The 26,311-nt window shown below is 64.0% G+C and carries 23 protein-coding genes and 1 pseudogene; 16 read left to right on the top strand and 8 right to left on the bottom strand.

Going from position 1 to position 26,311, the window contains the following annotated elements:
• Positions 1 to 6 precede the first annotated feature (6 nt).
• From QA640_RS35620 to QA640_RS35600, 5 genes are all read right to left on the bottom strand, one after another.
• Complete coding sequence (locus QA640_RS35620) at positions 7 to 222, bottom strand: hypothetical protein (RefSeq protein ID WP_283037460.1); 216 nt, start codon at positions 220 to 222, stop codon at positions 7 to 9.
• 93 nt (positions 223 to 315) lie between these two features.
• Entirely contained in the window at positions 316 to 1,905 is a 1,590-nt protein-coding gene (locus QA640_RS35615) for a gamma-glutamyltransferase (protein ID WP_283042982.1), read from the bottom strand.
• Positions 1,906 to 2,208: 303 nt separating this feature from the next.
• Entirely contained in the window at positions 2,209 to 2,400 is a 192-nt protein-coding gene (locus tag QA640_RS35610; protein WP_283037459.1) for a hypothetical protein, read from the bottom strand.
• A gap of 90 nt (positions 2,401 to 2,490) precedes the next feature.
• On the bottom strand, positions 2,491 to 2,667 hold the full coding sequence (locus QA640_RS35605) for a hypothetical protein (protein WP_283037458.1): 177 nt from the start codon (positions 2,665 to 2,667) through the stop codon (positions 2,491 to 2,493).
• Between the two features lie 10 nt (positions 2,668 to 2,677).
• Complete coding sequence (locus tag QA640_RS35600) at positions 2,678 to 2,911, bottom strand: hypothetical protein (RefSeq protein ID WP_283037457.1); 234 nt, start codon at positions 2,909 to 2,911, stop codon at positions 2,678 to 2,680.
• Between the two features lie 243 nt (positions 2,912 to 3,154).
• Between QA640_RS35600 and QA640_RS35595 the strand changes: the two genes are divergently transcribed.
• The 4 genes and pseudogenes from QA640_RS35595 to QA640_RS35580 all read left to right on the top strand — a co-directional run bounded on the left by QA640_RS35595 (position 3,155) and on the right by QA640_RS35580 (position 11,003).
• Positions 3,155 to 5,185 (top strand): PQQ-dependent sugar dehydrogenase, encoded by a 2,031-nt coding sequence (locus QA640_RS35595; RefSeq protein ID WP_283037456.1) that lies wholly within the window; start codon positions 3,155 to 3,157, stop codon positions 5,183 to 5,185.
• A 7-nt stretch (positions 5,186 to 5,192) separates the two neighbouring features.
• Positions 5,193 to 6,083, top strand: coding sequence for an SMP-30/gluconolactonase/LRE family protein (locus QA640_RS35590; protein ID WP_283037455.1), 891 nt, complete (start codon positions 5,193 to 5,195; stop codon positions 6,081 to 6,083).
• A 221-nt stretch (positions 6,084 to 6,304) separates the two neighbouring features.
• Positions 6,305 to 7,330, top strand: a complete 1,026-nt coding sequence (locus tag QA640_RS35585; RefSeq protein WP_283037454.1) for a histone deacetylase family protein — start codon at positions 6,305 to 6,307, stop codon at positions 7,328 to 7,330.
• Positions 7,331 to 7,538: 208 nt separating this feature from the next.
• Positions 7,539 to 11,003 (top strand): annotated as a pseudogene (locus QA640_RS35580) (AAA family ATPase).
• A 262-nt stretch (positions 11,004 to 11,265) separates the two neighbouring features.
• Here the strand turns inward: QA640_RS35580 and QA640_RS35575 are convergent.
• Positions 11,266 to 12,663 (bottom strand): IS1380 family transposase, encoded by a 1,398-nt coding sequence (locus QA640_RS35575; protein ID WP_283037453.1) that lies wholly within the window; start codon positions 12,661 to 12,663, stop codon positions 11,266 to 11,268.
• Between the two features lie 707 nt (positions 12,664 to 13,370).
• Here QA640_RS35575 and QA640_RS35570 point away from each other — a divergent pair.
• Positions 13,371 to 13,679, top strand: coding sequence for a hypothetical protein (locus QA640_RS35570; protein WP_283037452.1), 309 nt, complete (start codon positions 13,371 to 13,373; stop codon positions 13,677 to 13,679).
• A 56-nt stretch (positions 13,680 to 13,735) separates the two neighbouring features.
• Positions 13,736 to 14,683 carry a DUF6492 family protein gene (locus tag QA640_RS35565; protein WP_283037451.1) on the top strand — a complete coding sequence of 316 codons (948 nt, stop codon included), beginning with the start codon at positions 13,736 to 13,738 and terminating at the stop codon, positions 14,681 to 14,683.
• A 13-nt stretch (positions 14,684 to 14,696) separates the two neighbouring features.
• On the opposite strand, the gene QA640_RS35560 is transcribed toward QA640_RS35565, so the two are convergent.
• Both QA640_RS35560 and QA640_RS35555 read right to left on the bottom strand, forming a co-directional pair.
• Positions 14,697 to 15,761 (bottom strand): endo-1,4-beta-xylanase, encoded by a 1,065-nt coding sequence (locus QA640_RS35560; protein WP_283037450.1) that lies wholly within the window; start codon positions 15,759 to 15,761, stop codon positions 14,697 to 14,699.
• Between the two features lie 11 nt (positions 15,762 to 15,772).
• Entirely contained in the window at positions 15,773 to 16,759 is a 987-nt protein-coding gene (locus QA640_RS35555) for a glycosyltransferase family 1 protein (protein WP_283042981.1), read from the bottom strand.
• Between the two features lie 386 nt (positions 16,760 to 17,145).
• On the opposite strand from QA640_RS35555, the gene QA640_RS35550 reads away from it, so the two are divergent.
• From QA640_RS35550 to QA640_RS35505, 10 genes are all read left to right on the top strand, one after another.
• Positions 17,146 to 18,582: an oligosaccharide flippase family protein gene (locus tag QA640_RS35550; RefSeq protein WP_283037449.1), complete on the top strand. Its 1,437-nt coding sequence runs from the start codon at positions 17,146 to 17,148 to the stop codon at positions 18,580 to 18,582.
• 680 nt (positions 18,583 to 19,262) lie between these two features.
• Entirely contained in the window at positions 19,263 to 20,621 is a 1,359-nt protein-coding gene (locus QA640_RS35545; RefSeq protein WP_283037448.1) for an extracellular solute-binding protein, read from the top strand.
• 71 nt (positions 20,622 to 20,692) lie between these two features.
• Positions 20,693 to 21,667, top strand: coding sequence for a sugar ABC transporter permease (locus QA640_RS35540; protein ID WP_283037447.1), 975 nt, complete (start codon positions 20,693 to 20,695; stop codon positions 21,665 to 21,667).
• Positions 21,664 to 22,626: a carbohydrate ABC transporter permease gene (locus QA640_RS35535; protein ID WP_283037446.1), complete on the top strand. Its 963-nt coding sequence runs from the start codon at positions 21,664 to 21,666 to the stop codon at positions 22,624 to 22,626. The genes QA640_RS35540 and QA640_RS35535 overlap by 4 nt, the downstream gene beginning before the upstream one ends.
• Entirely contained in the window at positions 22,623 to 22,823 is a 201-nt protein-coding gene (locus QA640_RS35530) for a hypothetical protein (protein WP_283037445.1), read from the top strand. The genes QA640_RS35535 and QA640_RS35530 overlap by 4 nt, the downstream gene beginning before the upstream one ends.
• Positions 22,824 to 22,833: 10 nt before the next feature.
• The gene (locus QA640_RS35525; RefSeq protein WP_283037444.1) at positions 22,834 to 23,931 is read left to right on the top strand and encodes an ABC transporter ATP-binding protein; all 1,098 of its coding nucleotides are present in this window, start codon (positions 22,834 to 22,836) and stop codon (positions 23,929 to 23,931) included.
• Positions 23,924 to 24,949, top strand: a complete 1,026-nt coding sequence (locus QA640_RS35520; RefSeq protein ID WP_283037443.1) for an ABC transporter ATP-binding protein — start codon at positions 23,924 to 23,926, stop codon at positions 24,947 to 24,949. The genes QA640_RS35525 and QA640_RS35520 overlap by 8 nt, the downstream gene beginning before the upstream one ends.
• Before the next feature lie 10 nt (positions 24,950 to 24,959).
• A complete protein-coding gene (dhaL, locus tag QA640_RS35515; protein WP_283037442.1) occupies positions 24,960 to 25,583 on the top strand; it encodes a dihydroxyacetone kinase subunit DhaL in 624 nt (207 codons plus the stop codon).
• The gene (gene dhaM / locus QA640_RS35510; protein WP_283037441.1) at positions 25,580 to 25,972 is read left to right on the top strand and encodes a dihydroxyacetone kinase phosphoryl donor subunit DhaM; all 393 of its coding nucleotides are present in this window, start codon (positions 25,580 to 25,582) and stop codon (positions 25,970 to 25,972) included. The genes dhaL and dhaM overlap by 4 nt, the downstream gene beginning before the upstream one ends.
• A 29-nt stretch (positions 25,973 to 26,001) precedes the next feature.
• On the top strand, positions 26,002 to 26,310 hold the full coding sequence (locus QA640_RS35505; protein WP_283037440.1) for an HPr family phosphocarrier protein: 309 nt from the start codon (positions 26,002 to 26,004) through the stop codon (positions 26,308 to 26,310).
• The last annotated feature ends 1 nt before the right edge of the window (position 26,311 follow it).

Here is a 26,311-nt window from a genome sequence, read left to right as displayed (position 1 = left end):
GCGATTTCAGCAGCGGCCCTGCTTCCACAGGCCGGGAGGGCATCCCGTGCCGCGCCAGCCGACCTTGCGCCCGTGATACCAGCCCGGCGGCGTGCCATGGTGATGTCCATGGAATCCGCCGTGGCCGTATCCATGACCGTGGCCACCTCCGGCAGATGCCGCGTTTGGCATGGTGAAGCCGGCCGCGATGATCAAGGTCGCGGCGAGCGCAAGCTTCTTCATTGGAATGATCTCCTCTTTGACGTACGCTTCTGTCCGTTCGATGAACGGACATCGGACGGGACTTCGCCCGCAAATATGGAGGAGTCGTGACGCTCAGCTCTCCGCCACCGCGTCGGCCCAGGGCTGGAAGATATCGACCGCGCCGGAGTTGACGTCGCCCTCGCGCATCACCACGCTCGGGCAGGCGAATTTCATCGGCACGGCCTGCACCTGCGTCTCCTCATAGTCGAACCGCGCCGCGAGCGCCTTGCGTGCGTCCTCCGGCAGCCGGCGGTCGCCGATCACGACGGCGCCTTCGCTGGCATCGATGCGTGGCTGGTGGATCGCGGCGTCGAGGTCCATGTCGTAATCCATTACGAAGGAGAGGAGCTGGGTCACCGCTGGGAGAATGCGACGGCCGCCGGAGGCGCCTACGGCGAGGCGTTTGCCGTCCTTGGTTTCGGCGATGACCGGCGTGATGTTGGCGAGGCAGCGTTTGCCGGGCGCGAGTGAGTTGGTCGTGCCGGGCGTCGGATCGAACCACATGATGCCATTGTTCATGGGAATGCCGGAATGCGGCGTCACGTATTTCGAGCCGAAGGTCGATAGCAGCGTCTGCGTCACCGCGGCCATGTTGCCGTGGCGGTCGACGACGGAGAAGTGCGTGGTGCAGCCGGGCGCGAGATATTCGGCGCCGAGCGAGCGCTTGCCGTCGGCATCGCCCATGTCCTGGAGCCGCTCGCGATAGGCGGCTTGTAGGGCGGAAGCGTACTCGCCGTACGCGACCGCATCAGGCGTGCCGCCGGGTTTGAGGTTCTGCTGCAGCAGGCGCAGCGCATGCGCGAGCGTCGGGCCTGCGGTGAGCTCGGGTGTCGCAACCACCTTGCCGTTACGATAGGGAATCGTGAGCGGCTCGCGCAGATGCGCGCGGAAGGCGGCCAAATCCTCGACCGAGAGGGTGCCGCCGTCGGCCCTGATGTCGGAGGCGATGCTCCTTGCGAGATCGCCCTGATAGAAGTCGCGCGGGCCTGATGCGGCGAGGTGCGCCAGCGTCGCCTGCAATTTCCGCTGCGGCAGCCGTGTCTCGGCCTTAATGCCCCACGGCGCGTTCGGCGGCAGCCCATCGATCAGGAACGCCTCGGCGCTCGCCGGATAGCGCCGCAAGTCGACGGCCGAGCTTGCGATCATCAGCGTCGTCCACCAGTCCACGAGCAGGCCTTCGCCGGCGAGCTTTGCGCTCGGCGCAACCAGGTCTTTCCACGGCAGCTTTGCGTGGCGGCGATGCGCCTCCTCCATGCCGCCGACGATGCCGGGCACGGCGATCGCGCCGGGGCCGTGGATGTTGCGATCGTCCTTCACCCGCGCCCAGGGGAAAAGATCGGAGGCAGCGCCTTGGCCTGTGATCGGATAATCCTCGACGCGCAGGCTTTGCGGCGCACGCATGTTGTAGTCGATCACCTCGTAGCGGTTGTCGCCGGCGCGATAGAGCACCATGATGCCGCCGCCGCCCATGCCGCTCATCCAGGGCTCCAGCACGTTCAGTGCGAAGGTGGTGGCGATCACCGCGTCGACGCAGTCGCCGCCCGCAGCCAGCACCTCCGCCCCGACCTCGGCCGCCCGGCGCGACTGCGCCGCGACGATGCCGCCCTTGGCGCGGTTGGCGGGCTTGCGGGGCTCTTGGGCGTAGCTGAACTGGTGGGACATCATGCGGGTCTCGGAGCCGATCTTGTTGCGTGAGACGGAATTGCGCTGGAGGGGCGCGGGAAGCGAACAATGGCATATCGCGGCCGACGATCCAGACGGAAGCGCCGCATGGCAGGTGTGAAGGAGACGCAAGAAGGCGCCGCGCATCTTAGCTCGCCCCGCTTGCGGGGAGAGGTCGGATTGCATCGCAAGATGCAATCCGGGTGAGGGGGAGTCTCCGCGAGTCCAACTGCCACCGTAATTTGTGGATGCAGCCCCTCACCCCGACCCTCTCCCCGTAAGAACGGGGAGAGGGAGAAGACCTTAACCCCCAATCCTCGCAAAGACTTCTTCGACCGGCACTGGCGGCTCGACGTTGAAGGTCTCACGCAGCACCTGGTCGAGTTCGTCGGCGCTGTCGATCGCGCGCTCGCTTCGCACCTCGCCGTCGCGCCCTTCGACCGTCAGGCGGCGGTCGGCGAGCTTGTAGCGCGCGTCCGCAGCGACGCGCTCCATGATCAGCCCTATTGAAAGCCTCAAATCGGCGTCGGGGCGATGGGAAGGATTTTGCGCTCCGGTCCGGCGAGCCAGGACCCGGAGTCGGGCTCAGAGCCGGTCGTCCCGGCGGCCGTTGCCGTGCTTGGCGTGCCATTTCGGCCCCGGGCCGCGCATGTAGTGCAGCTCGGGACGGTAGGGACTGCCCGCGAGCTTCACCAGCGTCTGCCACCGGGTGGCGATCGCGGAGACGTGGTGGCGAAGCAGCGTGAGCGAAGCGATCAGCATGGCCTTGTCCTCAGTGCGGCCTGCCGAGCATGGAGCTGAACGGCAAGTCGAAGATTTCCTCGCCGTCGTCGTCGCTGACGTGCAGGATCCAGTCGCGCCAGTCTTCGTCGCCGGGCACCATGATCATCGAGCGCATGATTTGCGCGGCGCGGTCGCGGGCCTCGGTCAGGTTCGACACGGCTGTGCCGCGCCGGTCGATCAACATGCCGTCAGTATTCGAGCAGTGAAAATAAACTTGGACCATAGCCGCCTCCTTGGGAGAGCGATTCGATGCAACCACTAATATCATTCTGACGACGTCCGAAATATTCGGGTTCAACCCGGTAAGGGAATTTACGGATGTTTCGCTTCACGGGACGGTGAGCGCCTTACGGATCATTAACCTTCGGCTGGACGGCGCTGTCGCGGCGTGGAACTCTCGATTTGCCGGGTCGGGGGAGGGTTAGCTAGCTTGCATTCCACGAGAACAACCTGTGGTCGCCTGCACATGTTCGCGGGCGTCCTGCTCGCCGGCCTTGGCCTTGCGTCGCCGGCATCGCCGGAACAGATCCGGAAAAGCGGCTATGCGATCGGCTCTGAAACCTGCGGCAGCGGCGATTTCGCCTTCCCGAGACTCAAGATCGACCTGAAGCAGGGGTTTTGCGCGGGTCTCGTCGCCAGCGAAGAGGATCATCTCGCGTTCCCGCGATCGATCATCCAGATTCCCGGTCACGAACTGTTCGTGGTCGCCGACATGGGCGGCTGGGGCCACTCCGACGGCCGGCTTCTGCTGCTCGATCCGCGCGCGGCCGAGGGCAAGCGCATCAAGGAGCTGCTCACGGGGGTCGAATATCCCTTCGGCCTGGCGATCGGCCCCGACAAGAAGCTCTATGCCTCCACCGACGAGACCATTTTCCGCTTCGAACCGCTGGCCGACAATCCGCACAGCACGGTCGAGACCATCCTCCATCACCTGCCGGGTCGCCGGCTGACGCTGCCTGACGGCACCAGGCTCGAGGAGAGCGCCCATCCACTCAAGCAGTTCGTGTTCGATCGCACCGGGCGGCTGTTCGTCAATGTCGGCTCGCATAGCGATGATTGCATCACCCACCCGCCGATCACGCGGCCCTGCGCGCCGGCGGAAGGTGCCTCAGCGCTCGCCGCGATCTGGATGTTCAAGCCGCCGTCCGGCGGCGTCTTCCCTGCATTGAAGCCCAACGATCCCAATCCGCCGCACGAGGTCTATGCGCGCGGCCTGCGCAACTCGATGGCGCTGGCGCTGCATCCGCAATTCCCTGATCCGGGCTATGCCTTCCTGCAAGGCGAGAACGGCCGCGACCTGCCTGATGTCTTCAAGCCGAACGAAGAGATCAACGCGATCGAGCAGGGCAAGCACTATGGCTGGCCCTATTGCTACGACCTCTCGACGGTGAGCCCGGAATTCAGGCTGGTGCTGCAAGCGTGGCCTTACAAGAATTTCTGCACCAACGGCGCGCTCTACAAGCAGCCGTTTTCGTTGCTGCCGCCGCACGGCGCTCCGCTCGGCATGCTCTATTATCACGGCCAAAAGTTTCCGGAACTGGAGGGCAGGCTGCTGATTGCCCTTCATGGTTATCGCCCGACCGGCAGTCGTCTGCTGGCCTATGACGTCGATGATCACGGCTTTCCCAGGATAAGTCCACCGCCGGTGCGCTATCATGTGAGCTGTGCCGCCGAGCCGACGCGCAGCTTCCAGACCAACGCGGGCGAGGTCGCGGCGGCGCCCTTCGAGGAGCTGGTCGCCGGTTGGCACCGCGTCAACGGCGCGCGGCCGCAGGGCGCGCCGGTCGGGCTTACCGTTGCGGAGGATGGCGCGATTTGGCTGGTCGAGGACAAGAACCAGACCGTGATCCGGATCGATCGCGCCGAGGGCAATGCGCCGGAGCCGCTCCCCTGCGACGTGCGAAGCGCGGCGCAGATCGACGAGCTCGCCGCGTTCGTTGCGAACGACGCGCAGCGCAGGGATCGGCTCTCGGCACTGCGCAAAGAGCTCGTGGAGAAGCACTGTGTCGGCTGCCATTCGGATTTCGGACTGAAGCAGGGTCAGTCCGACACCGAGAAGGATCGGACCGTGCTGCGCTTCATGTTGTCACAGGACGGCTGGATCTACCCCGGCGATCCAGACTCCGGAAAGCTGCGCACGCGCCTGCGCGGGCTCGGCGCGGAGAAGCTGATGCCGCCAGGCGGCGAGGCGCTGGCGAAGACCGAGACCGGCTACACCCGCCTGCTCGACTATGCGGACTTGCTGGTTGCGAAGATGGTTCCGGGAACACGCATGCGCATCAAGTCCGGCCCGCCGACGCGCAAATTCGTCGCGCGCAGCGGCAAGGAATGCGGCGAAATCCCGGTCGCCAAGGTCGTCGTCGTGACACAAAGGACCGCTGTAGACAAAGCCGGCTTCAGCCGGTTCTACCGGCCGGCCGATCCCTATCTCAATGGCGAATGCACCGACGACGATGGCTATTACATCCAGCAGAACTTTCTGGTGCCTTTGCAGTAGCATCTTCATGATCGTGGCGGCGCCGACGGCCCCTGCGCAGACAAAGCTGTTCGAAAGCGCGCAGGTGACGCCGGCGGGGGAATACACCTTCGGCATCGAAGGGCCGGCCGTCGATCTCGACGGCAATCTGTTCGCGGTCAATTTCGGCAAGCCAGGCACGATCGGCAGGTTGCCGGCGGGTGGTGCGGCCTCCGAGACGTTCGCCGAACTTCCGCATGGCAGCGTCGGCAACTCCATCCGCTTCGATCGCGACGGCACCATGTTCGTCGCCGACCACAAGGGGCACAATATCTTCGCGCTTCCCAGGGGCACCGCGGAGCCGCGACTCTGGTTTCATTCCGACGAGATGAAGCAGCCCAATGACATCACGATTGCGCGCGACGGCACGATCTATGCGAGCGATCCGAACTGGAAGGGACGCGAGGGCCACGTCTGGCGCATTGCCAAGGCTGCGGATGGATCGGTGCAGGGCCAGCTCATGACGGCGCCGCGTGCAATGGGCACCACCAACGGCATCGATCTCAGTCCCGACGGCAAGACGCTTTACGTCGGCGAATCCAACAGCGGCGAGGTCTGGTCTTACACCATCCGCGGCACAGAGCTCACCGACGCGAAGCTGCTCAAGACGTTCCAGCCCGACACCATCGACGGCTTGCGCACCGACGTCAGCGGCAGGCTCTATGTCGCGCGCATTCTCAAGGGCACGATCGCGGTCATGAAGCCCAACGGCGCTGTTCAGCGCGAGGTCGCGTTGAAAGGCAGGGAGCCGACCAACCTCGCCTTCGGCGGCGACGACGGCAAGACCGTCTTCGTCACGCAGCGCCAAGGCGGCTTCATCGAGGCCTTCCGCACCGATCAGCAGGGCCGCGAGCATTGCCTGCAACGCGGCCGTTGCTGAGCCGCGGTCGGCGATCCGCGCTCCACGCAGGGCACGCACGCAAGATGCGGCGTTCTTGCTTGCATCGTAGCGCCGCTAGAGCATGATCCGGAAAAGTGTGCAGCGGTTTTCCGAAAGGATCATGCTCAAACAATAGCCTAAAGCGCGATGACGATTCATCTCAATCTCATCGCGCTTTAGGATCAAGTCATCAGCGATCCCAAGGCAATGGAGCCGTCCACGTGAAAGCCGTCCATACCGAACTGCATCGCAGCCACGATCCACAATTCTTCCTGGTGCGCGGGGTCGTCAAGCGCACGACCGAACAGCCCGAGCGCGCGCACCGGCTGCTCAACGGTTTGAAGGACGGCAAGCATCAACTGGTCGAGCCGACCGCATTCGGGCAGGGGCCCCGCGCACGTATCCATAGCCCGGAATATCTGGCTTTCCTCTCCGAGGCCTGGGACGCCTGGACCGCGCTCGGCGATTCCGGTCCGGAGATGATCGGCAACATCCATCCGGTGCGGCATGCGGCGACCTATCCGACGCATATCGTCGGCAAGCTCGGCTGGCACACCGCCGACACCGCTGCGCCGATCGGGCCGGGCACCTGGGCTGCGGCCTGCGCTGCGACGGATGTTGCGACCACGGCGGCGCAGCTCGTAATGGACGGCGAGGATGCGGCCTACGCGCTCTGCCGTCCACCCGGCCATCACGCCTATCGCGACATGGCCGGCGGCTTCTGCTTCCTCAACAACAGCGCGATCGCGGCCGCGCATCTGCGGCTCAGACACGAGCGCGTCGTGATCCTCGACGTCGACGTGCATCATGGCAACGGCACGCAAGGCATCTTCTATGCGCGGCCCGACGTCTACACCATCTCGATCCATGCCGATCCGGTCGCGTACTATCCGTTCGTGTGGGGCTATGCGCATGAGCGCGGAGAAGGTGCGGGGCTCGGCACCAATCTCAACATCCCGCTGCCGATCGGCACAGGTGACGACGGGTACATGCAGGCGCTCGTGCGCGCCAAGACCGCGATCGATGCGTTCTCGCCCGGTGCGCTCGTCGTGGCGCTTGGCCTGGACGCCTCGGAGCACGATCCGCTGAGGGGACTTGCCGTCACGACGCCCGGCTTCCGCCGCATCGGCCAGGCGATCGCGCGGATGGGACTGCCGACCGTGTTCGTGCAGGAAGGCGGCTACCTCTCCGATATCCTCGGCGCGAACCTGACCTCAGTGCTCGCGGGCTTTGAAGAGGTGCGTTGAGGCCTGGCTTCGCCTCTCCCGCGCGCGGGAGAGGCCGGATTTTGCGAGAGCAAATTCCGTGTGCGTGATGCCGTGCCTTTTCGATCCAGTTGAGCTATTCTTCAAAAAACTGTGAAACGCGTCCACTCCGAGGTGGAGTTTTGGCTCTCAAAGTTTGTGGTTGAGGGCATATTCTCTTCGGCGGAGTGTACAGTCGAACGGAAGCAGCATGCTGGAGACGGAGCCGAGCGCGGCGACGGAAGCGGGTTTGAAAGGCTGGCTTGAGGGCGCGGGGCTCGGCCAATACACCGAACTTTTTGCACAGCATCGGCTCGATCTCGACGTCATGTCCGACCTGACGGAGGCCGATCTCGCGGAGCTCGGGCTGCCGCTCGGCGATCGCAAGCGGCTACGCCGGGCATTAGCGACGCTGCTTTTGCCGGAATCCGCCGAACCCCCGCCTGCCCTGCGTCCCACGGCGCGCACCGAGGTCGGCGCCGAGCGCCGGCAGCTAACCACCATGTTCTGCGACATGGTGGATTCGACCCCGCTCTCGGCCCAGTTCGATCCCGAAGACGTACGCGACATGATCGCGAGCTTCCGCGAAACCTGCGTCCACGTGGTCAAGCATTATGAAGGTTTTGCCGCCCGCTTCGTCGGCGACGGCATCCTGGTCTATTTCGGCTATCCGACCGCGCATGAGGATGATGCCGAGCGTGCGGTGCGCGCCGGGCTCGAGATCGTGCGAGTGCTGTCGACGGCCCGCGCGACCGAGTCGCGCGGCGCGCTGAGCCATGCGCCGGCGGTCCGCATCGGCATCGCCACCGGCCTCGTCGTGGTCGGCGATCTCGTCGGCCAGGACACGGAGGAGCGCGATTCGGCGGTCGGCGAAACCGTCAACCTCGCCGCGCGGCTCCAGGGGTTGGCGCCGCCGAACGGCGTGGTCATCTCCGCCTCCACCCAGTCGCTGCTGAAGGGCAAGTTCGACTACCGCAATCTCGGCGTCCAAGCGCTCAAAGGGCTCGCCGAGAAGGTCCAGGCCTGGCACGTGGTGCGGCCTTCGCGGGTGGAGACGCGCTTCGCCGCGTCCATGGGCACGCGGCTGACGCCGCGGGTCAACCGCGAGGAGGAGGTCTCGCTGCTGACGGCGCGCTGGCAGCAGGCGAGGCAGGGCGACGGGCAGGTCGTGGTACTGTTCGGAGAGCCCGGGATCGGCAAGTCCCGAATCGTGCAGGAGATATTTGCGGCCATCGCTGGTGACCGGCACGGGCAGATCTCGCTCCAATGCTCTCCATACTATACCTCAACCGCGTTCTATCCGTTTAGCGCGCAGCTCAAATTCGCGCTTGGGCTCGACCGTGAGGATGCGACAGCGACGTCGCTCGCCAATCTCGAAGCCGTCGTAGCCGCCACGGGAAGCGACGTTGCTCGGGTGACCCCGCTGTTCGCTGCGCTACTGTCGATCCCGACGGCAGATCGCTACCCGCCGCTCGATTTGTCGCCGCAGCAGCAGAAGGACGCGACGGTGTCCGCCATCGTCAACCATCTGGTCGGGCTCGCGCGCGCGCAGCCGCTGGTGATCGCCTTCGAGGATCTGCACTGGATCGATCCGACCTCGCGCGAGGTCATCGATCTCCTGGTCGACAAGGTCCAGGGCCTGCCGATCCTCGTCGTCATCACCGCGCGATCGGAGTTTCAGCCGAGCTGGAATGCGCATTCGCACATCACGACGCTGGTCTTGAACCGGCTGAGCCGGCAATTGCGCACGACCCTGGTCGAGCGCGTCGCGGGCCGGGAGCTGCCCAAGGAGGTCGTCGAGGAGATCATCGTCAAGACCGACGGCGTGCCGCTGTTCCTGGAGGAATTGACCAAGACCGTCCTCGAATCCAACCTGTTGACCGAACGGCACGGCCGCTACGTGCTGTCGGGCGAGTGGCGGCAGCTCGCGATCCCGGCGACGCTGACGGATTCGCTGATGGCGCGCCTCGACCGCATGGGCCCGTTCAAGAAGATCGCGCAGATCGGCGCCACCATCGGCCGCGAGTTCTCGTACGAGACGCTTCACGCCGTCGCCAACACGCCGGGCGACCAGATCGAGGCGGCGCTCGATCATCTGGAGGAAGCAGGCCTGATCGTGCGCCATGGCCACCCGCCGGATGCGCTCTACGCGTTCAAGCATGTGATGATCCAGAACGCGGCGCATGCCAGCCTGTTGCACAGCGAGCGGCGCAGGTTGCATTCGCGGATCGCCCAGGTGCTCGCCGAGATGTATCCGGAGAAGACCGCGCGCGAGCCCGAGCTTCTCGCCCATCATCTGACCGAATCCGGCCAGAGCGAGGGCGCCGCGAGCTTCTGGCTCAAGGCCGGCAAGCAGGCCGCGAAGACCGGCGCCAACCTGGAGGCAATCGGGCACCTGCGCCGGGGCCTGGGCGTCGTCCAGGCCAATGCCCGCATGCAGGGCGCCGACGAGATCGAGCTCGATCTGCGCATCGCGCTCGGCAACGCGCTGATCGCGGCCAAGGGCTACGCGGTGCAGGAGGTCGAGGAGAACTACATCCGCGCGCTCGAGCTCGGGCAGCAGCTGGACGACGAGGAGAAGGCGTTCGCGGCGACGCGCGGGCTCTGGGTCTGCCATTTCATCCGCGCGGACCTGACGCGTGCGCACGATCTCAGCGTCGAGCTGTTGAAGTTCGCCAAGCGCGTGCGGCTGAACGAACGGGCGCAGCCCGCGCAGAAGGCCGGCTATCTCATGGAGGCCCATCGCGCCATTGCGATGACCATGCTCTATCGCGGGCGTTTTGCGGCTGCCCAGCACCATCTGCGCCGCTGCATCAATCTCTACAGCCCCGATCTGCACGCCGACCTGATGGTGCGGCACGGCACCGATCCCGGCGTCGTGTCGCTATCCTATCTCGGCTATCTCCTGTGGTTCCTTGGCCGCTCCGATGCGGCACGCCAGCACAGCGAGCAGGCGATCGCCAACGCCGAGAAGATCCGACATCCCTTCACGCTCGCCTTCGCGCTGGTGTTCGGCGCCTATCTCTGCCAGCACCTGCGCGACGTCGAAGGCACCCGCGATCACGCCAACCGCGCCATGATGATCGCCACCGAACACAATTTCCTGCACTGGAAGCAGCAGGCCGCGATTCTGCGCGGCTGGGCACTGACGCAGCTCGGCGATGTCGACGAGGGCCTCAGCCAGATGCGCGTCGGCCTCGACGAGTACGAGGCGATGGATTCCTGGCTGGCCGGCTGCTGGTTCTGATGTCTTTTGGCCGAGGCCTATGCGAAGGCCGGCTTCCGCGAGGCGGCCTTGCGTGCGCTCGACGGCGCGCTGGCAACCGCGCGGCGCACCGGTGATCACTCCTACCTCGCTGAAGTCTATCGGTTGCAGGGCGAGATCACGCTCACCGAGGGCGGCCCGACCTCGGCCCGTGACGCAGAGGATCTCTATGAGCTCTCGCTCGACGTTGCCCGCAAGCAGGGTGCGCTGTCCTGGGAGCTCAGGACCTCGATCAGCCTGGCGCGGCTCTGGCGGGACACGGGCAAGGCCGGGCAGGCCGAACGGCTGCTCGGCCCCATCGTCGGCAAGTTCAGCGAGGGTTTCCTGACGCTTGATCTGACGCAAGCGATGCAGTTGCTGAAGGAACTCGACACCGAGGCCTCCGGCCGTCAACAGGTCGACGCGGAGTGATGAGCTTCGCCGTTTGATGGGGTGCGCGCCCTTCCGCGCCGTTGCGCATCCGACGCGACGGGCGAGTTTCATCAAGGCCATCGAAGCGACCTTCTAGCCCGCATTTCTCACATGGCCAATTGCTCTTTGACGAAGGAGAGGTGGATCGGCGGAAGACGATAAGGACCGTGGCGCCGAAGGCGCTGATAGCGATTTGGTTTTGAGTGTCTCCGTTGGGCCTTGGTGACGATGCCGCCGATTGAGCGCGTCGCAGCTTCGCGTGTCAGGCCGGCGAGGCGCGGGCTCGGGCGGCTTCGGCCAGGCGGCGCGCGGCGATGCTCCACTGTTGGGCGGCTGGGCAGGCCGAGGCCATGGCAATCTTGATGCGGCGGACGCTGATGCGCACCAGGGCCCCGATCTTGAGGAGCTTGAGGCGGATGGTGCCGCAGGTGGCATCCGCAAAGGTGGTTTCAGCCAGGCCGATGCGCCGCAGGGCACAGATCAGCACATAGGCCATCGAGGCGAACCACAGCCTGAGCTGATTGGCGCGCATGGTCGCTGCGGAAGTGCGGTCGGCGTAAAGGTCGAGCTGGCACTCCTTGATGCGGTTCTCCATCTCGCCGCGGGCGCAGTAGATGTCCTCATAGAGCTGTCGCGCGCCCGCCTCGCTGCGCTTGAGCGAGGTGACGACGAAGCGCGGATTGGCCTCGCCCTGCGTCCACTCCGCCTTGGCGACGACGCGGCGCCTTCGGCTCCAGGTGTCGAGCGTGCTCCACTGGAAGTCCTTGAAGCGGCGCGCCGGGCGGCCGGTCTTCTCGGCCGCAGCTTGAGCCGTTGCCAGTTCGTCTGCGATCGTGGCGACCAGGCGCGTGTTGCGGGCGAGCCCGAACAGATAGTCCACGCGGTTGTGCTCGCACCACGCCATCAGCGCCTCGCGCGCAAAGCCCGAGTCCGCCCGCAGCACGATGCGCACGAACGGCCAGCGGGCGCGGATCTGCCGGACAAGCCGCTCGACCTCCGCGATGCTGCCCGCGCTCGCGTCGATGTCGGAGGGGCGCAGCTTGGCCGCCAACAGATGCCGGCCGCAGAACACGTACAGCGGCAGATAGCAGTAGCAGTCGTAATAGCCGTGGAAGAAGCGCCCCTCCTGATGCCCGTGCAGCGGGTCGTCGGTGGCATCGAGATCGAGGATGATCTGCGCCGGCGGTCGCGTGTGCGCCTCCAGGAACAGCGTCACCGGCAGTGCCTCGATCGCCGCCGTGTCATGGGCGATCTTGTGATAGCGTGAAGGTTCGCTTTGGCTCAGCTCCAGCCGGTTCAGCGTCGACTTGCCGGCCACCGGTGCGCAGTCCCCGCGCCGGGCCGCAAGCTTGCCCGAAAGCACCGCCATCAGCGGATCGTGCCGCAATTCGTCATGGTCGTTGAGATCTTCATAGCCGAGCGCGATGCCGAAGACCCGCTGCCCGATCAACGTGCCGACCGCATGCTCGATCAGGTGCTGACGACGATGATCGCGAAAGCAATCCGCAAAGCGACCCACCAGATCGATCGCCCGATCCGTCGCGCCCAGCAGCAGCGCTCCGGCATCCGACGTCACCAGGCCAGCATCAAAGGCCGCTTCCACAGCCCGACCTTCAACCCTTCCAAAATCAAACTGCTCTGCGCTACACTCTGTTGGCATCGGGGCATTCCTTGAATCATCGCAAAGTCCTTCTCGCAAAAGAACTTTCGCTGATTCGCGCCCCGATGCGCCTCAACGCTGTGAAAAATGCGGGCTAGCTAGAAGCACTTCGCCATGATCCTGCCGGCGTGTCCCAAGATCGATTGCCAGGACGACTGAGACTCAGGCTCCGCCAATTTCGCGATAGGCGCGGGCTCGCGCCCCGCGGCGACGAAGCCATCACATAATGTTGTTGGATTAAGACGGCGGCAAATCGATCTCGCAAGAAGAAGAGCGAGCCTGTCGGAGGCCGCTCGATCGTTCGCCGTAGCCATCGGCACGGAGACTCGCAATGATAGTTGATAGGCGACGTGCCATTCTCGTGTACGCACTGTTGGCGGTGAGGATTATTGCTCTTGGTACTCCCACAGCGCTTGCGGCCAACGTAGAGGGCGCCTCGCCCCTTCACGTTGGACCATGGCCGATTCACAATGGCCACAATTACCAGCCAACTGAGCGTGAGCTGAGAGCGTTGCATCTGGAGGATGTCACGCCCGATCAGGCGCGCCAGATCGACCGATTGTACGACCAGCTACTGGCAGGCAGTGAAAAGGTTCGGGATCGACACCCCACGCTCAAGCAATGATCGCGTTTGTTGCCGAAGTCGATTTCGAAGGCTTGTTCGTTGCGGCCCTTGCGGGATTCTTGCACGACCAGGGAGACGGAAAATGCCCTGCAGGGCCTCCACGGCGTTGATCGTCTTACTCGTTCTTGGCTTTCCCCTGGTTGTTTTGGCGGATACCAATAACCGTGCCGGCCATCATGGTCGATTTGTGCAACGCCCCATGTCGATGACGCTCAACGGCCGCACCTGGGCTGTGAATGATGCCGCCAAGCCATTCAACGCCGAGCAGAAGGGGGCCTTTGCCGCATCACCGCTCGTGCCGAGTGTCCCATTCTGTCCAGGTGGCAGCTCCGGCAAACCGAAGCTACAGCGGGGCTTTACCTTGATTTGGAAAGTGAGTTCCCCGTCGTAGCCAGCCTCGGTAAATTGGCCCGCGATGACCCCTGATAATTCGTCCTGAGCGCGTTCATGCATTCCGTTGCACTGCTGACAGCCAGCTACGCCAAGGATCTCGAGCGCTTCTCGCTGCTCGCCGAGAGCATCGACACGTGGTTAACGGGATACACCAGGCACTACGTCGTCGTTAACGACGAGGACGTTCCCCTGTTCGCACGGTTCGCTTCCGAGAGGCGCGTCATCGTGCCGGTGTCGCGCTATCTGCCGCGATGGCTGTTCGCCGCGCCCTCGTTCCTGCGGCGGGGCAACCGGAAGGTCTGGCTGTCGCTGTTGTCCTCTCCGGTGCATGGCTGGCACATCCAGCAGATCGTCAAGATCGCGGGCGTGCTTGGTGCTTCCGAGCAGCGCGTCTGCATCCTGGATTCCGACAATCTGTTCTTCCGGGAGTTTGACGTCGGCCAATATGCAGGCTCCGCGAAGGCGCCGCTGTTCGTCACACGCGGTGCGATCGGCGCCGAGACACCGTTGCACTGCCTGTGGCTGCGCACCGTCGATCAACTGCTCGGCGTGCTGCCCGACACGCCCCTCCCGGCGGACGACTATGTCGGCAATGCGCTGGTCTGGGACAAGGATTCGCTGCGGGCGATGACCGATGCGATCAGGTCGGCGACGGGAACGAACTGGATCCTGGCGCTGTGCCGCCGCAAGAAGTTCTCCGAATATCTGCTCTACGGCCACTTCGTCGCCCATTCGCCAAAACATCTGGCGGCGCATGAGATTACCGAGGACAGCATTGCTGTGTCGCACTGGGAGGACACGCGGCTCGACCGCGCGGCGATTGAAGCGATGATGCGCGCCGCTTCGCCCCGGCAGGTCGCGCTCTGCATCCAGTCCTATTCGTCGACCTCGATCGAGGACATCCGCGACGTGTTCCGCCTGCGCTCACGCGCGCCGAGCCTTGCGCCGAGTGATCATTTCGGTGATGGCGCCCGGCTCGAAGCACCGAGAACGGTGCGATAGCAAGGCGAGCCGCTCAGGCGGCCTTCGCGAACTTGCTGATAACGTCCATCAGCGGCTTCGGCTGGAAGCTGCCGTCGAGCGGCAGCGGCCGGTTCGGCTGCTTGTCGGGCCGCTTGAACGTTCCGTTGATCCAGCTGTAGCGGTCCGAGATGCCCCAGCTCAGGATCGAATTGAGCGGGCCGCTCGCGGTGATCGCCGTCAAGAGGTCGTCCACGCGCTTTGCCACGATGGCATCGCGCTGCGCCGGATCGCCGGGCAGCTTCTGATCGTCGACGTCGAGTTCGGTGACGAGGATCTCGAGCCCCCACGAGCGCATCTCGGCGACGAAAGCGGCGAGTCCATCCTTGTCGATCTCGAGCTCGGCATGCAGATGTGACTGCAAACCGACCGCGTGCAGCGGAACGCCCTGATCGAGCAGGTCCCGGATCAGGTTGCGATAGGCCGCGCGCTTGGCGATGAAACTGTCCTTGGCGGACTCGATATCGTACTCGTTGATCGCAAGCTTCACGAACGGATCGGCAGCCGCCGCCGTGCGGAAGGCCAGCGGAATCCAGCGCTCGCCGAGCATACTCGACCAGTAGCAGTCGCGCCGATCGGTGATCTTGCGCGGATTGTCGGGGATCGGCTCGTTGACCACGTCCCACGAGGTCAGCTTGTCCTTGTAATAGGCAACGACGGTCGAGATGTGATCGACGAAGGCCCGCTCGGCCGCCTTCGTCTCCTTGATCTGTGTCGTCCAGTCCGGGATGTCGTGATACCAGGCCAGCGTGTGGCCGCGCATCGTCAGGTCATTTCGTCTCGCGAAATCCAGGATCGCGTCGGCGCGCTCGAATGCAAAGGTGTGCGGATCAGGCCGCAGCATCGGCCATTTCAGTTCGAGGACCGGTACGACCTGCGTGCAATATCTGCTGATGGCTTCGCCGAGCCGCGCATCCGCCTGCAAATCCCACAACGTGGCCGCGGCGCCATAGCCCGGACGTCGGCTGAGCTGCTTTGAGGTCTGGGCACCCGCAGATGAACCCGCAGCGAGCGCCGCGGTTGAGCCGAGGAGAAATTCGCGTCTGTCGAGGCTCGCCATGTGGGCACACCCTAGCGCGTCGACAGACGCTGCATTACGGCCTGCGCGATCTCGTAGTAGTGCAGCGCGCCTTTTTCGAGCGTGAGGTTGTCGAGGATGTAATCGCGCGGCTTGAAATCGTCCGCCTGGCTGTGTGCCCAGAACTCCGCCCAGCGCGCCCTGAAACCTTCCGTGTGCGCAAATTTCATGCCGCAGCGCTCGTCCCAATAGGGCACGGAGGAAACGCCTTCGAAGCTGACCTTGTGCGGAAAGTAGTTCGGATCCTGCCAGGCGCCGGCGCGATCCCAGGCGAACACCGGCACGTTGCTCGCAAGCGCCTGCTGGCAGGCGATCCCCTGGCTCTCGTGCTCGCACAGGAAGATCATGGTCCGGCAACGCGCGAGCGCGGCCTGATAATCATCCTCCTTGTAGTTGCCGTAGCGGATCTCGTCGAACGAGCGGCCGCTCGCGCGCAGATGCGCGCGGATCGGCTCGATCAGTTCCCGCTCGTAGCGATCGTGTTCCCAGCGGACCTTGTCGTAGAGCAGCACGTCGACGCTCTTCTGTGTGGCCGGCGTGGGCGCCCAGGCATCAGTATCGATGCCGACCGGCCAGGCCTCGACACTCGGCCAGCCGGGCCTGCACATTTCAACGTACCAGTCGCAGGGGACCACGATGTGTTTGATCGGGGCGCGCGTCAGCAGATCCGGATCGTCGATCGGATGATTGTACATGGCGACGCCGAGCAGGATCGGATTCTTCCATTCGATCCGGTCGAGCACGAAAGGCCGGCCGATGATGCAGGCGAGCTCCTCAGGATGCTGGCGGATATGGCGGTAGTCATTGACACGATAGCGGATGCCGAGCCTGTCGAGGCCAGCGCACAGATTGAGGAACACGCGCTGCTGGCCGCTGATCCACGGCTTGCCGAGCAGCAGGCGCCTGAGCAGCGGCCGCAGATGCCGGTCGCCCGGAAGCCAGCGGTCGTCCCTTTCCTCGAAGAAGAGATTGAGCACCATGGGCTCGCCGCGCGCGGTCGCGGGCTTGATCGGCAGCAACGCTGCGCTCATACCCTGTCCCGCGCCCTTGCGGCCGGCATCGGAGCAGCGCACATCCGCCCGCGCACGTTCAACAACTTCCATGTCAGTCGGGTCCACACTTGGCAACGCTCGGCGATGCTCGAAGGCATTGTTTCTATTGGGCGATTGAACCTACGAGTTCAAGACAACCGCAAATTTAACGCTAACGTACGAAATAGAGCCTAACGGGGAATTCGGCGGGCCGAATAGCCAAGTTATGTGAGTATTCTCGGGCGTGCTGCGGCGCAGTCGTCAAGATAGCCAAACCAACGTCCGACTGATTAACGAACCGTTAATTGCTGGTCCATTCACGCTCCCGTACTCGCATGCTGAATCGCCATTTCTCGATCTATCTAGCGGCCTACATCCTGCCCGCCGCCGTCGGCTTTTTCGCGATCACGACATATACGCGGCTCCTGAGCCCGGCCGAATACGGCGTCTATGTCGTCGGCCTCAGCATCGCGGGTATCCTGGGCGCGATTTTCTTCGCGTGGATCAGGCTGTCGGTCTCGCGCTATCAGGCGATGTCGCCGGAGGTGGATTTTCGCGGCACGGCGATGGTGGCCTTCGCGCTGACCGTATCCGCTCTCTGCGCCACCGCGCCGCTGACGTTCCTGTTCCATCGCGACGTCAGCTATGAGCTGCTGCTCGCCAGCGTGTTCGTCGCCATCACCGCGAATGCGGTCGATGTCGGTCAGGAATTCGAGCGCGCCAAATTGCGCCCCTACAGGTTCGCGGCAATCGCGATCGTGCGCAGCCTGTCGAGTGTCGGTTTCGGGCTGTTCGCGATCTGGCTGGGCTGGGGCGGGCTGGGTCTGCTCGCGGCGTTCGGGCTCGGCTCGCTGACCGGCGTCATTCTCAATCTCGCGGGCGATCAGACCAGGATCGCGCGCTGGCAGAAGAGCCAGCTCACGCAGCTCGCCCGCTACGGCTTGCCGCTGACTATCGGCGGCCTCTCGGTCGCGCTCTACTCGACCAGCGACCGGCTGATCGTCGCCTACCTTCTCGGCAAGGATGCTGCCGGCATTTTCGGCGTCGCCGCCGATCTGCCGCGGCAGTTCCTCGTGATGCTGGCCTCGAGCGTCGCTGCGGCCACCGTGCCGATCGTGTTCCGGACGTTGAGCCAGGAGGGCCATGCCGCGACCCGCGAACGGCTCAACGAAAGCCTCGAGCTCCTGCTCGTCGTCATCATGCCGGTCGCGATCTGGCTCGCGCTCGCTGCGGATCAGGTCGCCGGAACGCTCGTCGGCGTCGACTTCCGCGCCGGCGTGTCGGCGTTGCTGCCGATGCTGGTCGTCGCGCGGATGCTTGGTATCGCCAATCAGTTCTATGTCCAGATCAGCTTCCAGCTCGCAGAGCGACCGTTCATGCTGGCCGCGCAGTCGTTCCTCACGCTGGTGCTGAGCATCGCGCTGATGTTCGCCCTGATTTCGGGCTTTGGGCTGTATGGCGCAGCGCTGGCAACCTTCGCGACCGAAGCCATCGGCTTCGTGGCTGCGGTCGTTCTCATGCGCCGGGCCTATGTGCTGCCGTTCGACCCGAGCCGGCTCGCAGGCGTGGGCACCGCGGCCGCGATCATGGCTGTGGCGATCCTCGTGGCCCGCTCAGAGTTCAAGGGCACCGGCCTGTCGTCCCTGATCGCGGTGAGCTTGGCCGGCGGTATCGCCTATGCCGGCGCTGCCTGGCTGCTCAATGTCGCGAACGCCAGAATGTTGACGCTGCGGCTGTTGCGAAGCTTCAACCGGAAAGCCCTCGGTGTCTAGCTGATAGAACGAGCCGTGCAGCGGCGTCGCCGCCGCCTTGCCGAGGACGGTGCGCAGCGCGGAGCCGGCCAGCGCCTTCAGGCCTTCCGTCATCACGGTCATGCCGAGCAGAAAAAGACCTACGCCGCCGAGTACCGAGATTGCCGTGGACATGCGGGCTCCTGAAGTGAACGACGATCAGGCCAGCCGCTCGACTGTAGCGCAGTAGCAGACGTGAAGGCAGTCGACGAAATCGCATTGGAATTGCAGCGCATTGAACGTTCAGTAAAACTATTTGCTAAACACGGCCGTCGCGCTTCGATCGCGTGAAGCCAGGCGGCGTTGGCGCGGCCTGCATTCAAATGCAGAGAGCGAATCCCCCGAGAGGACAGCTATTTTGCTGCATCGCAGCGGGTCCGCAGATGAGCGCGGCCGCCGGAGAACTTTCGTCGTGCTTGCCGAAAACCGGCTTGACGACCTCGAGAATTTAGTAATAGGTTTAGTACTGTAAAAAAATAAACATCGCGCATCGAGCTGATGTGTGGGAGGAGCCCAGCCCGTCCGGATCCGTTTCCGGGCGCGGTCAGTCTCGTTCTCCATCACCTCATCGCTCATCAACTCGGTTTCAGGGTCTTGGCGTCGTTCCGAAAAAGGCGCGCGCCGAGCGGGTTCGGTGGTTCAACGATAGAGAGGAAACGGACATGCGAAGACTCAAATGGCTAGGTGGTGCAGTGACGTCTGCGGTCCTTGGGGCCGCCGCGCTGGTAGGGACGGGCGGCGGCGAAGCCGCGGCCCAGGGGAAGCAGCTCACGCTATGCTGGGCGGCTTGGGATCCGGCCAATGCCCTGGTCGAGCTCGGCAAGGATTTTACCAAGCAATCCGGCATCGAGATGAAATACGAGTTCGTCCCCTGGACGAGCTATGCCGATCGCTTCCTCAACGAGCTCAACTCGCACGGCAAGCTCTGCGACCTGATCATCGGCGACAGCCAGTGGATCGGCGGCGCCGCCGAGAACAAGTGGTACGTCAAGCTCAACGACTTCTTCGACAAGGAGAAGATCTCGATGGACGATTTCGTCCAGGCGACCGTCGTCGGCTATTCGCAGTGGCCGAAGAACTCGTCGAACTACTGGGCGCTGCCGGCGATGGCCGATGCGGTCGGCTGGACCTATCGCAAGGACTGGTTCTCGCGGCCCGAGATTCAGTCGGCGTTCAAGGCCAAGTACGGTCGCGATCTCGCGCCGCCCAAGACGTTTGACGAGCTGAAGGAGATCGCCGCGTTCTTCCAGGGCCGCGAGATCGACGGCAAGAAGGTCTATGGCGCCTATATCTTCACCGAGCGTGGCTCCGAAGGCATCACCATGGGCGTGACCAACGTGCTCTACAATTACGGCTTCAACTACGAGAACCCGAAGAAGCCGTACCAGATGCAGGGCTTCGTCAACTCGGCTGATGCCGCCAAGGGGCTTGAGTTCTACAAGGAGCTCTACAAGTGCTGCACCGCGCCGGGCCTGACCAACGCCTACATGCAGGAAGGTCTCGACGCCTTCAAGTCCGGCCAGGTGGCGATGCAGATGAACTGGTTCGCCTTCTTCCCCGGGCTCTACAAGGATCCGAATGTCGGCGGCGACAAGATCGGCTTCTTCGTCAATCCGGCCGGCCCGAATGGTCACTTCACCCAGCTCGGCGGGCAGGGCATCTCGGTCGTGGCGACGTCGGACCACAAGGACGATGCACTCGCCTACATCAAGTGGTTCGCGCAGCCGACTGTGCAGCAGAAGTGGTGGCAGCTCGGCGGCTACTCGGCGCTGAAGGCCGTCGTCAACGCGCCCGACTTCCCCGCGAGCGCGCCGTTCGCTCCGCAGTTCCTGGAGTCCATGGCGATCGTGAAGGACTTCTGGGCCGAGCCGTCCTACGCCCAGCTCCTGCTCGACATGCAGAAGCGCGTGCATGACTACGTCGTTGCCGACAAGGGAACGGCGCAGCAGGCACTCGATCTCCTCGTCAAGGACTGGTCCAAGGTCTTCAAGGAGCAGGGCAAGCAGGTCGCCTCGCAATAAACGAGACCGTTTGCATCGACCCAACTGGTTTCCCCGGGGAAGTGTCCCGGGGAAGCCGAACCAGCCAGCCGATGGACAAGATGACGACCATTTTGCAACCCGATCATGTTACGATCCCCGGCGTGAGCGAGCCCGCCAAATCTCGTGCCACGCGACGAGTTCGCGGCCTGTCGGACCGGGCCATCGCCTGGCTGTTCGTCGCGCCGACGATCGCGCTTCTGCTCGCGATCAACATCTTTCCGCTGGTCTGGATGATCCGGCTCTCCTTCACGAGCCTCAATCTCAGCATGTCCTACCTGCCGCTGCGGTTCGTCGGGTTGGACAATTTCACCGACATTTTATCCGACGAGGATGTCTGGATCAGGCTGCAGACCACGGCGCAATTCGTGATCTCGTCGGTGGCCTTGCAGGTGGTGATCGGGCTTGGCCTCGCGCTGCTCATCAACCGCCAGTTTCGCGGTCACAGCTTCTGGACCACGATGATCCTGCTTCCCATGATGCTGTCGCCTGCGGTGGTCGGCAATTTCTGGACCTTGCTGTTCCAGCCGCAGATCGGACCGTTCAATTACCTGATCAGCCTGTTCACCGGCGTGCCGCCGAGCTCGTTCAGCATGACAGGCGAGGTCGCGCTTGCGCCATGGACGATCGTCCTCGTCGATACCTGGATGTGGGCGCCCTACGTCATGCTGATCTGCCTGGCCGGGCTGCGCTCCATTCCCGACTACATCTATGAGGCCGCGGAAGTCGATCGTGCCTCGGCCTGGCGTCAGTTCTGGTCGATCACGCTGCCGATGACGGTGCCGTTCCTGATGCTTGCGGTCCTGTTCCGCGCCATCGAGAACTTCAAGATGTTCGACATGGTCAATCTCTTGACCTCCGGCGGACCGGGATCGACCACCGAGCTCGTCTCGATCACTCTGAAGCGCGCCGCGTTCGAGAAATGGCGCACCGGCTATTCCTCCGCGCTCGCCATCATCCTGTTCGTGACCGTGTTCGGTGCAGCCAACATCTACGTCAAGGTGCTCAACAAGGTGAAGCAGCGATGACCGCCACTGTTGCCAAATCTACCGCTCACTCCATCGTCGAGTCTACGCCGCGCGCAAGGGCGGTGGCGGGCAGCCTGGTCATCCTCTATGCGGTGATCACGATTCTACCGCTCGTCTGGATCGTCGCCACCGCGTTCAAGTCGCAGAGCGATGCCATCGCCTATCCGCCGAAGGTGCTGTTCCAGCCGACGCTCGAGGGCTATGTGAACCTGTTTACGGTGCGCACGCGGCAGACGCCGGACTTCATCGCCAAGCTGCCGCCGCCGGAGACCTGGTACGACAAGCTCGTGCGCCAGCACGATATGGTGATTGCCGGTCCCTCGAAGGTCGTGCCGCGTTTCGTCAATTCGCTCATCATCGGCTTCGGCTCGACGTTCCTTGCCGTCTTCCTCGGCACGCTCGCGGCCTACGCATTCTCGCGCTTTCGCATTCCGCTCGCCGACGATCTCCTGTTCTTCATCCTGTCGACGCGCATGATGCCGCCCGTTGCCGTCGCGATCCCTATCTATCTGATGTACCGCCAGCTCAATCTGACCGACACCAGGCTCGGAATGATCCTGCTTTACACGGCGGTCAACGTCTCGCTCGCGGTCTGGCTGCTCAAGGGGTTCATCGACGAGATTCCGCGCGAGTACGAGGAGGCGGCGCTGGTCGACGGCTACACGCGATTGCAGGCGCTGCGCAAGGTGGTGCTGCCGCAGGCGGTGACGGGCATCGCGGCAACCGCAATCTTCTGCCTGATCTTCTCCTGGAACGAATATGCCTTCGCGGTTCTCCTCACCAGCGGCGAAGCCCAGACCATGCCGCCTTTCATTCCCTTCATCATCGGCGAAGGGGGGCAGGACTGGCCGGCCGTCGCTGCCGCGACCACGCTGTTCGTCGTCCCGATCGTCCTGTTCACCGTTCTGTTGCGCAAACATCTGTTGCGCGGCATCACCTTCGGAGCTGTACGCAAATGACCGGTTCTGCGATTGCCAATGGCGGCTTGATGCGCTGGTTCCGGCGCGGCCCCTGGGAGACGGGAGCGACGATTCTGATCGGCGGCGGCATCGTGATGCTGATGCAGCCCTTCTCGCTCGATCTCTACAGCTATTCATTCGTGACGATCCTGGCCGGCACGCTCGGCTACGTCATTGTGAGCCATTTTCCGGAATAGGGCGGCAGAGATGGCACAGATCCGCGTTGAAAACCTGCGAAAATCGTTCGATCAGTTCACCGCCGTCGAAGGCTCGAACTTCACGATCGACGACGGCACTTTCTTTGCGATGCTCGGTCCATCCGGCTGCGGCAAGACAACGACGCTGCGCATGATCGCCGGCCTCGAGCTGCCGACCGAGGGCAAGATCCTGCTCGATGGCGAGGACGTTACCTTCGAGCGGGCATCCGCCCGGGACATCGCGTTCGTGTTCCAGCTGTTCGCGCTCTATCCGCACATGAACGTCGCGGGAAACATCGGCTTTCCCCTGAAGTGCCAGGGCATGGGTCGCCGCGAAATCCGCCAGCGCGTCGAGGAGACCGCGCGGCTGCTGCGGATCGAGCATCTGTTGCCGAGCAAGACGTCAAAGCTGTCGGGCGGCGACCGCCAGCGCGTGGCGCTCGGCCGGGCGATGGTGCGGCGGCCGAAGGCCTTCCTGATGGACGAGCCGCTGGGGGCGCTCGATGCCGAATTCCGCCATCTGATGTGCGGCGAGCTCCGCGATCTGCACGATCGCATCGGTGCGACCACGATCTACGTGACCCATGACCAGCTCGAGGCAATGTCGATGGCGGATCAGATCGCGGTCATGAACAAGGGACGCGTCGAGCAGATCGGCTCGCCGCAGGAGATCTACGACCAGCCGGCGAGCATGTTCGTAGCCGACTTCATCGGCTCGCCGTCCATGAACTTTCTGCGCTTTACGGGCGGCCTGCACCGCGGCGACCGCGCGATCAGCTTCCACGGCACCGACATTGCCGTGCCCGAGATCCGTGAAGACCGCGCGAGCGCCCCACTGGTGCTTGGGGTTCGCCCGGAGCACATTCGCTTTGCCGATACGGCTCGGGTTCGCGGAGAAGTGTTCGGCGCGGAATATCTCGGCACCACTCAGATCGTAACGGTCGACACGGCGCATGGGCGGGTTGCCGCGCGGCTGCCCTCCGCCACGTCAGTGCGGATCGGCGAGACCGTTGGCCTCGAACTTCACTCCGAGCGGCTGGCACTGTTTGACGCCGGCAGCGGCCTGGCGATACGGACCGCAAACGAAGGGAGCTCCCGCCATGGCTGACGTCATCCTGCGCAATATCAGCAAGCGTTTCGGCACGGTCGAGGCGGTGCGCGAACTTTCGCTGGAGGTCAATGACGGAGAGTTTTTGGTTCTGCTGGGGCCGAGCGGCGCCGGCAAGACCACGACGTTGCGGCTGATCACCGGACTGGAACGGCCCGATGCAGGCGCGGTCATGATCAATGGCCGCGACGTCACCCTGGACCCTCCGGGATCGCGGGATATTGCGTTTGTCTTCCAGCAATATTCACTGTATCCGCACCTGACGGTCTACGACAATCTGGCGTTTCCGCTGCGCTCTCCGGCGCGGCGCGTTCCCGAGCCGGTCATCCGCAAACGAGTTGAGCAAACGGCGGACCTTTTGCACATCGCGAGCAAGTTGAACAATCGCGCGACCCGCCTGTCCGGCGGTGAGATGCAGCGCGTGGCCATCGGACGCGCCCTGGTTCGGGACCCCTCGATCTTCCTGATGGACGAGCCGCTTTCGTCCCTGGATGCGAAGTTGCGCGCCGAGCTTCGTCTCGAGCTCAAGCGCATCCAGCTCGAACTTGGTGCGACCATTCTGTACGTGACGCACGATCAGGTAGAAGCGATGACCATGGCTACCCGAATCGGCGTGATCAAGGACGGTCAGCTTCTCCAGCTCGGCACGCCGCGGGAGATCTACCAAAGCCCGTCCTCCAGCTACGTCGCATCGCGGCTCGGCATCCCCCAAATCAACTTTCTCCCGGCCCGTCTTCTTTCCGGGATTGTTCTCCCGCCCGGAACGGAAACGGTCGGCATCCGCACCGAGCATCTGCAGGTCGCTGCGCGCAACGGCGGGCGGTTGGTCGGTCGCGTGCATCGGGTCGAGCACCTCGGCGAACAGAATCACGTTCACCTGGACTATAAGGGCCAGACGCTGGTGACGCTCGCGGATCCGCATCAACCGCTGCATGCCGGACAGGAGGTCGAATTGCGCCTGATGCATCCGCTTTACTTCGACGGAGCGGGGCAACGCATCAACGCGATGGTTCACTGAGGATAATTCAATGTCGCTGCAACCCGAGACATTCAAATCGCTGGTCAAGGTGGCCGCAGAGCAGGTCATCGCCAGTGCGTCGGAGCTCACGTCGCTGGATCAGGCGATCGGCGATGGCGATCACGGAGCAAACATGAAGCGCGGCTTCGAGGCGGTGCTGGGCAAGCTCGACGCGATCTCCGCGCAGCCGTTCGACGAGGCGCTCAAGACGATCGGCAAGACGCTGGTGATGACCGTCGGCGGCGCGTCGGGCCCCCTTTATGGCAGCTTCTTCCTTGCTGCGGGCGAGGCGCTCTCGCATGACAAGCATTTGCCGGACGATCTGGCGGAAGTTTTCGCAAGCGGGGTCGACGCGGTGAGCAAGCGCGGCCGCTCGCACGCCGGCGAGAAGACCATGCTCGACGTGCTCGTTCCCGTGCTGGAGACGTTGAAGACCGATGCCGGCCGACCCGACATCGTCGAGCGAATTCGTAGCACGGCGGCCGAGGCCGCGGCGCGGACTGCGCCGATGCAGGCGACCAAGGGACGGGCATCGTTCCTCGGACCTCGCAGCGTCGGACATGTCGATCCCGGCGCGCGGTCGAGCTGCGTCCTTCTGCAAGCCGTGTGCGCGAGCCTGGAGGGACGGCCATGAACGACACCGTCGGCATCGTGATCGTCTCGCATTCCAAGGACATCGCCAAAGGCACCGCCGACATGGTGCGGCAGATGGTCGGCAGCGAGATCAAGGTCGCCTTCTGCGGCGGCAATCCCGACGGCGGATTGGGTACCAGCGTCGCGCTGATCGTCGATGCCATCAATGACGCTTGGTCGCCCAAGGGCGTTGCGATTCTCGTCGATCTCGGCGGCGCGGAGACCAACAGCGAAATGGCGGTCGAGATGCTGGACCCTGAGCGGCGGGATCTCGTTGTCGTCTGCAACGCGCCGATCGTCGAAGGCGCCGTGATGGCGGCGACTGAAGCGGCTGGCGGCAGCTCGCTCGCCGAGGTGCGGGCCGTGGCCGAGGAACTCTCTGCCGACTGACGTCGGCGAAGCGATGATGGAATATGGCTATGCTGGAAACTTCAAATGTGAACGGACAGTTCTTCGCAGGCAACGTGCGGCTGGTGCACGCGGTCGGCATGCATGCGCGCCCCGCGGTCAAGCTGACCAAGCTTGCCAAGAAGTTCGAGGCGCAGATTTCCGTCCGCGTCGCCGGCGCGGCCGAGTGGATCAACGCCAAGAGCGTGGCCAAGATCATGGCCATGCGCGCCGCCCATGGCAGCATCATCGAGATCAAGGCGTTGGGCAGCGATGCCGAAGCCGCTGTCGCCGCGCTGGTCGATCTGATCGCGACCGATTTTCCGGATGGGACCGCCTAGC

Origin of the sequence: Bradyrhizobium sp. CB82 (assembly GCF_029714405.1) — a bacterium.
GTDB lineage: Bacteria > Pseudomonadota > Alphaproteobacteria > Rhizobiales > Xanthobacteraceae > Bradyrhizobium.
This window is presented reverse-complemented; position numbering and strand designations above follow the sequence as displayed.